This is a genomic window from Tateyamaria sp. (assembly GCF_059783535.1).
In genome coordinates, this window is the sequence record NZ_JBYNDP010000174.1 from 1 (window position 1) to 6,168 (window position 6,168).

A 6,168-nucleotide genomic window follows, 5' to 3' on the forward strand; every position below is an offset into this window, starting at 1 on the left:
CCGCGACCCCCGGCGTGACAGGCCGGTACTCTAACCAACTGAGCTACAACCGCCCGCTGCGTTTGGCGGGTTTATGATCAGCCCCCCGCCCCGTCAAGCGTCTTTTCCCGCTTGGCAGTCGAAATCTGCCGCCAAATCGACAAAGGCTGCTCCCGACCAATGTATTGGCACCATCCTCACGGGCGAGCCAAGCAGTGTATCGTCTGCTGCCTCCCCTTCCTGTCCGCCAAGACGACGATAAAAGCGACGCGCGCCTGAATTGCCCTCCAGAACATAAAGGCGCAGTGCAGATACCCCCTCGGCCCTCAGACAGGCTGCCATTTGGCGCAACAATCGTTCGCCTATACCACCACCGCGCACGCCGGGATCAACGTGCAGGTTGTCAACAATTGGCACATCGCCGCGCTCTACTGCCACAAAGCCCAACACACTATTGGCCTGTTCCGCCAGCAGGATCAGCCGGTGGGCAGGCCAGGTGTCCCACCGCATTCGCATATTTGCCTCGAGCGGGGCCTCCAACACTTCCGGCGGCACAAAAGGCGCGTAAGACGCGCGCCAACTCCGCGCATGAAGCGCCGCTATGCGTGTCGCGTCGCCTGGGTTGGCATCGCGTATCAGGATTGTCATTTTTCTGGCAACGGGATGAATTCATCCTCATCCCCGGGCGGCAATTGGAACCGGCCATGTGCCCAATCGCCCGCGCGCCAAGCTTCTTTGGCCGCATCAATCCTATCTCGCGACGAGGCAACGAAGTTCCACCAAATATACCGCGACCCCTCGAGCGTCGCTCCACCAAGCAACATCAAACGTGCACCCTGTTCTCCAGCCGCCAACGAAATGGCGTCTCCGGGACGAAACACCATCATCTGCCCCGCCTGGTACAAATCTCCGGCCACGGTCACCGACCCTTCGACAACATAGACGCCCCGATCCTCGTGGTTATCGGGCAAAGGAATACGCGCCCCCGCCTCAAGAACCGCGTCCGCATAAAACATCTCTGAAAACGTCTGCACGGGTGCTGTCTCGCCCCACGCATCCCCGAGGATGAGGCGCACCTCTTTGCCTTCCCCTTCCAGAAACGGCAGCGTGTCTTTGGGCGCGTGCTGAAAATCGGCCGGGTCATCCTCGGCGTCCTTGGGCAGCGCAACCCAGGTCTGAATGCCGAACAGATTGTGCGGCTTCTTGCGAATCTCGCCATCCGTGCGCTCAGAGTGGGTGATCCCGTGACCTGCCACCATCCAGTTCACAGCGCCCGGTTCAATCCACTGATCCGTGCCAAGACTGTCCCGGTGATGTATCTTACCTTTGTAGAGATACGTGACAGTGGCCAACCCGATATGTGGGTGCGGACGGACGTCGATGCCGTTCCCAGTCACGAATTCGGCCGGCCCCATCTGGTCAAAAAAGATGAACGGGCCCACCATCTGCCGCTTGGGCGCGGGCAAGGCACGACGCACCTCGAACCCACCCAGATCACGGGCCCGCGGCACTATAACAGTTTCGATTGCATCAACGGCATCCCCTTTGGGGCAATCGGGATCAAGGGCCGGGTTCCAGCTCATGGCATGTCTCCTTACGTCTTGTGATCAAGATAGTCGGAGCATGCTGACCAACAAGCAATTGTCGTCCACGGCCCCTGTGCACCCAAGCACGATCAACGACCGCCACACCCGCCCCCACAACCCGAGACTGATCTACGACGCAACTTTTACGAGTATAATTCGTTGAGATGCCATCAGCCTCCCGTATAACGGGAGCAAGTACCCACAATTCAAGGTACCCAGACAACAGAGGACATTATGAAAAACCTATTATATTTCACTGCGGCTTGCGCAGCCGTTGCAGGACCCGTTTGGGCCGACAGTATTGTACCCACAGACATGGCCCCAACCTGCGTTGTGTCATCGGAAACGATCAACAGCTGGTTTGCTGGAGGGTCGATTGCAGAAAACGCCGCTGTCAACGCCCCGGACTCGGTCACGTTTACAACAACTTATGACAACGATCCTGACAGGTGCGATTTCTACACCTGGGGGGCGCAGATGTTCCTCTGGCTGACGTCCACAGATGGCACCAAGCTTGTGCTGGACAGCCCAAACTTCTTTACGATTGCCCCGGTGGACAGTAACGGCAACCGCGTTTTCATCGAAAACACTGTATCCACCCCAACTGCGCTGCAGGTCCGAAGTGAAAAGGCAGATACGCCTGCCGGAGACGACATTGGAGAGATCGGCCAAGCCGGATCATCAGGTGTCCTGATGTCTCAAGACAGTTCCTTGGTCTACTACGGGTTGGCCGCGAACGATGCCTATGCCTACTTCCTGACAGGGCAGAAGGATCCAACGTCGAATCTCGCCGCGAAGTCGACATTTCCTTACACTCAGGCGGACCTGACCGATCTGCAAACCTACATGACCGACAAATGGAGTGGGACCACACTTCTGACTGGCAATCAGCTTGCGATGGAACTCAAGACATCATGGGTCGAAGCCAGCACACTTGCCGATAGCAGCACCTACCTGACGATTGAGGGGACGATCCCCAACTACGTCGCAAATAGTGAAAATACCTCGATGTCTGTCGACACGACAAATCCCACCAAAACGGTGACACTCGCCCTCACCGGCATGCATGTGGTGGGAACAGTCCAAGACCACCCTGAATTTGTCTGGGCAACGTTTGAGCATTACAGCAATGCGCCCGACGCGCCCTATTATTACCTCGCAGACGACGGCACGATTACCCTCAATGATTTTGACAGCAACCACGACTTTCTGTTCATGACCGATGGCGGTGCTCAGACGGATGCCAACATCGAATGTATGAAGGCCACGAAGGACGGAAAGATCGAGGTCAATGTCATCGGCACCGGAGAGCCGGTCTGTGAAGGTGGCATCGTTCCATCAAACACGGTGCGGGAATACCCATGGGGCAATCTTGCGAATGATCCGTCAAGCGCCACGGTCACGAACAACACCCTGCTTCTGTCGATTAACAACTCGGTGCGCAGCCAATTGGCGACAGGCGACATTCGCGCAAACTACATCCAGACCGGCAGTGTCTGGACCACAACACCGTCGGATGGCGGCACAGCACCAATTCCCAATCAATTGGCAAACCAAGCGCTGAACCTGCGTGGCTCGACCACCATCGCAAACATGACGATGGAGACCTACACACAAGGCACCAACTGCTTCAGCTGTCACAACCTAACAGAAGGCACGCCAAACAGTTTCGAAGCGTTTGGCCTGTCACATGTCTATTCCCAAATTGAGCCGCTCCAACCGGCCAACTGATGTCATCGGGCGTCGCGCGGATGTGCGGCGCCCACTCCCTTTTTTAACGGTGCACCTATTGGCATCGCAGGACACTCACGCGCAGCGGCTACGACAGAGGCTTGCCCTTCAATTGCAGCGCCGTCCGTTCCATTTCTGCCGCCAAAACGATCAGCCGCGCCACGTTCCGCGCTTCGTCAGACTGCGCGACCTCGTACGCTGCATACTCCAAAAAGCGCGCTGTGACGGCCAACACCGCACTGGTCCTGCCCTCTTGCGGCAGGTCATCCAACTCACGCAACAGGCTTTGAACGTAGGTGCCCAGCGGCGGGCTTTGACTCTCGGCTTCCAGCATGTCCCAGGCCTTTGAACACATATTTTATGACTGTGTTTTACGAACGGCACCAACAGCCTGTCATGTCACGCAGTTACGTGACAGCCATCAAGGCAGAATAAGCCCTGCCCCGATCCCCTTGACCGCGGCAGTTGTTCGATCAGCGACGCCCAGCTTGGAAAAGATACGGCGCACCAACGTATCCACCGTATGAGGTGATAGAAGCAAAATGTCTGCAATGCTGCTGTTGGACTTGCCACGCGCAATCCAGCGCAGGATTTGGCGCTCGCGCGGGGACAGGTCAACACCGGACAAAGAGGTCGGGTTCAACTCACAGTACCGGATGTGCCCGGCCTGCGCGACAACCTGAAAATCGAGGACAAGCGCGTCGCTCGGAAAATCCCCGGCAGCATCCACGCCCAACCCGACATAGCCATTGCGCACCCCCGGACCAAAGACCTGGAACGCCAGACCATCCCCGACACCCGCATCGCGCATGTCGTTCAGGTATCGCTTCTGGTCCATAGTCAGGCGCACAAGATTGCGAATGTTCGACCATCGGAACGGGGCCGTCACGCTTTGCGCAAATTCAGTGATCGGGTCGATGGTATAGAGCTTTTGCTCGATATAGTGACACACCCACTGCTCGGAAAATCCGTCGGCACTCACATTCACCGCATCCTGCCCGCGCACGTCCCCCGTAAAATGGTGATAGCTGACCTTGGTGATGCCCCGGTCGTGAAAGTAGCGCAGCAAAAGCGACCACAAGGCACCGGTATCGGTTTCAGCGCGAATGGCCTCCAAAGCAGTATGTGTCATTGCAATCCCTTACCTTGAAAACACGCTACCACGCCCAGAGGCCAGAATGGCGGCCATCCAATCTCAAACCAGAGATTTGATAACGCCGCTGCACGCTTTCAATGCAAACAAGCCTTTCGTTGCCGATCGAATGTGAATGAAGTGCGGGCGCGCATCACAACAATCCCAACACGACGACCAAAGCCACTGGTTGACGGGGCACTGTACCAAAAAGGGAATATGGTGGGTCGTGAGAGGCTCGAACTCCCGACATCTTCGGTGTAAACGAAGCGCTCTACCAACTGAGCTAACGACCCGTTAGACGCCTCTTAGCGCAAGGTTGTCGGGACCTTCAACCCCCTTCTGCAAGACAGCTCTGCGACCCGTTCGACATGTGGTAGATCACACCCTGTCCCCCCGGCAGATCAGCAAAGGCCGCAGGCTCAAGGCCCAGATAGTGACAACGCAGGATGCGCGACGTAATTCCGTGCGTCACAATGACCGTGGGTGCGTTCAACTCTGACAGGAATGCGCCGGTGCGCGCGTAGATTCCTTCCAAACCCTCGCCGCCAGGTGCATGGTCATACCACGCCATCCCATCACCCTGATCGAATAGGTGTGGTACCTCGGCTGCAATCTCGGTCCGTAGTTTTCCGGTCCAATCCCCCAAGGTGATCTCGACCAGACGCGAATCCTCCTGCGCACGACCAACCTCTGACCCCAAGGCAATCCGCGCCGTTTCACGGCAGCGTCCCAGCGGGCTGACGCGATACCCCCAACCGGTCAGATCGCGCTTGGCCAACAACCGTCCCTGGGCTGTTGCCTGTGTACGGCCAAGTTCAGTCAAAGGGCTGTCTGCCGCACCCTGCATACGGCCAATACGGTTCCACTCGGTTTCGCCATGGCGCAGGATCAGCAGGTCGGGATACGTCATGTAACCCCGCTACCCCTGCAGGCGCGTCTTCACAAGGGGCAACAATCCTTCAACAACCGCGCGGATCGCGGGTGCATGTCTGCTGCGTGGATGAAGCATGTACCACAAGGGACGCACACGCCGTTTGGCATCCTCCACGGGCAGACCTGCTGTCCTTCACAATGGCAGCCATGCCTTGCCCAACCCCTCCCGCACAGCTGCATGTGCCGCGTCGACATCCGAAACACGCAGATCGACAGCGCCCGCTTCGGCCTCGGTCCATTGGGCTTGAGGCAAATGCGCCATCTCTTCCACATAACCCACCCAATCACCGCGGCCCGCGACGACAAACGGCACGTCACACAGCTTTCGCGCGATGGCATCGCCCTCGTCTCGCGGCTCGGCCATCCGCAGTGCAAGATCTGCTTCACCGTGCATCAAGCGAAGATTTGAGTGGTCTGACAACAGGGACAGCCGGACACCGGGGGCCTGGTCGGACCAGTGCCGCACAACAGGCAGCACAGCGCTTTCAACGATCCACGGCACCGCAGTGATACACACCGACCCTGTCGGCCCACCCTGCCCCGACAACGCATGTGCAGCGGTCGCAGCTTCGGCCTGCATCCGGTCGATGTGAGCCAAGAGCAGAACCCCCTCTTCCGTGGCGCCTGCGTCCGCACCGCGCCACAGGATATGGCCCGTTACCTGTTCCAGCCTGCGCACACGACGCGCAACCGTGGTTTCATGCTGCCCCGTTTCCTCAGCTGCCTTTGCAAAACTGCCAGCGCGCGCAACAGCCCGAAATGTTCGAAGATCGTCCCAATCCCAATCCTGCATTTTTGCAGCCC

7 protein-coding genes and 1 tRNA gene are annotated in these 6,168 nt (G+C 58.1%); 1 reads left to right on the plus strand and 7 read right to left on the minus strand.

Annotated elements, in window-relative coordinates:
• Positions 1-93: 93 nt before the first annotated feature.
• Both AC6RA8_RS20325 and AC6RA8_RS20330 read right to left on the minus strand, forming a co-directional pair.
• Entirely contained in the window at positions 94-627 is a 534-nt protein-coding gene (locus tag AC6RA8_RS20325; protein WP_500355342.1) for a GNAT family N-acetyltransferase, read from the minus strand.
• Positions 624-1,562, minus strand: coding sequence for a pirin family protein (locus tag AC6RA8_RS20330; RefSeq protein WP_500355346.1), 939 nt, complete (start codon positions 1,560-1,562; stop codon positions 624-626). The genes AC6RA8_RS20325 and AC6RA8_RS20330 overlap by 4 nt, the downstream gene beginning before the upstream one ends.
• A 237-nt stretch (positions 1,563-1,799) precedes the next feature.
• Here AC6RA8_RS20330 and AC6RA8_RS20335 point away from each other — a divergent pair, with 237 nt between their 5' ends.
• On the plus strand, positions 1,800-3,296 hold the full coding sequence (locus AC6RA8_RS20335; RefSeq protein ID WP_500355348.1) for a hypothetical protein: 1,497 nt from the start codon (positions 1,800-1,802) through the stop codon (positions 3,294-3,296).
• Positions 3,297-3,384: 88 nt separating this feature from the next.
• Here the strand turns inward: AC6RA8_RS20335 and AC6RA8_RS20340 are convergent, their stop codons facing one another.
• The 5 genes from AC6RA8_RS20340 to AC6RA8_RS20360 all read right to left on the minus strand — a co-directional run.
• Complete coding sequence (locus tag AC6RA8_RS20340; RefSeq protein ID WP_500355352.1) at positions 3,385-3,630, minus strand: hypothetical protein; 246 nt, start codon at positions 3,628-3,630, stop codon at positions 3,385-3,387.
• A gap of 87 nt (positions 3,631-3,717) precedes the next feature.
• Complete coding sequence (locus tag AC6RA8_RS20345; protein WP_500355355.1) at positions 3,718-4,428, minus strand: helix-turn-helix transcriptional regulator; 711 nt, start codon at positions 4,426-4,428, stop codon at positions 3,718-3,720.
• Between the two features lie 220 nt (positions 4,429-4,648).
• A tRNA-Val gene (locus AC6RA8_RS20350) sits at positions 4,649-4,724 on the minus strand.
• Positions 4,725-4,759: 35 nt separating this feature from the next.
• Positions 4,760-5,341: a histidine phosphatase family protein gene (locus AC6RA8_RS20355; RefSeq protein WP_500355357.1), complete on the minus strand. Its 582-nt coding sequence runs from the start codon at positions 5,339-5,341 to the stop codon at positions 4,760-4,762.
• Between the two features lie 156 nt (positions 5,342-5,497).
• Positions 5,498-6,168: LysR family transcriptional regulator (locus tag AC6RA8_RS20360; RefSeq protein WP_500355359.1), on the minus strand; the 671-nt coding region annotated here is incomplete at its 5' end.

Coding starts and splice junctions, on each gene's coding strand:
- AC6RA8_RS20355 (WP_500355357.1), bottom strand. CDS start 5,341: ATGACGTATCCCGACCTGCTGATCCTGCGCCATGGCGAAACCGAGTGG.
- AC6RA8_RS20335 (WP_500355348.1), top strand. CDS start 1,800: ATGAAAAACCTATTATATTTCACTGCGGCTTGCGCAGCCGTTGCAGGA.
- AC6RA8_RS20345 (WP_500355355.1), bottom strand. CDS start 4,428: ATGACACATACTGCTTTGGAGGCCATTCGCGCTGAAACCGATACCGGT.
- AC6RA8_RS20330 (WP_500355346.1), bottom strand. CDS start 1,562: ATGAGCTGGAACCCGGCCCTTGATCCCGATTGCCCCAAAGGGGATGCC.
- AC6RA8_RS20325 (WP_500355342.1), bottom strand. CDS start 627: ATGACAATCCTGATACGCGATGCCAACCCAGGCGACGCGACACGCATA.
- AC6RA8_RS20340 (WP_500355352.1), bottom strand. CDS start 3,630: ATGCTGGAAGCCGAGAGTCAAAGCCCGCCGCTGGGCACCTACGTTCAA.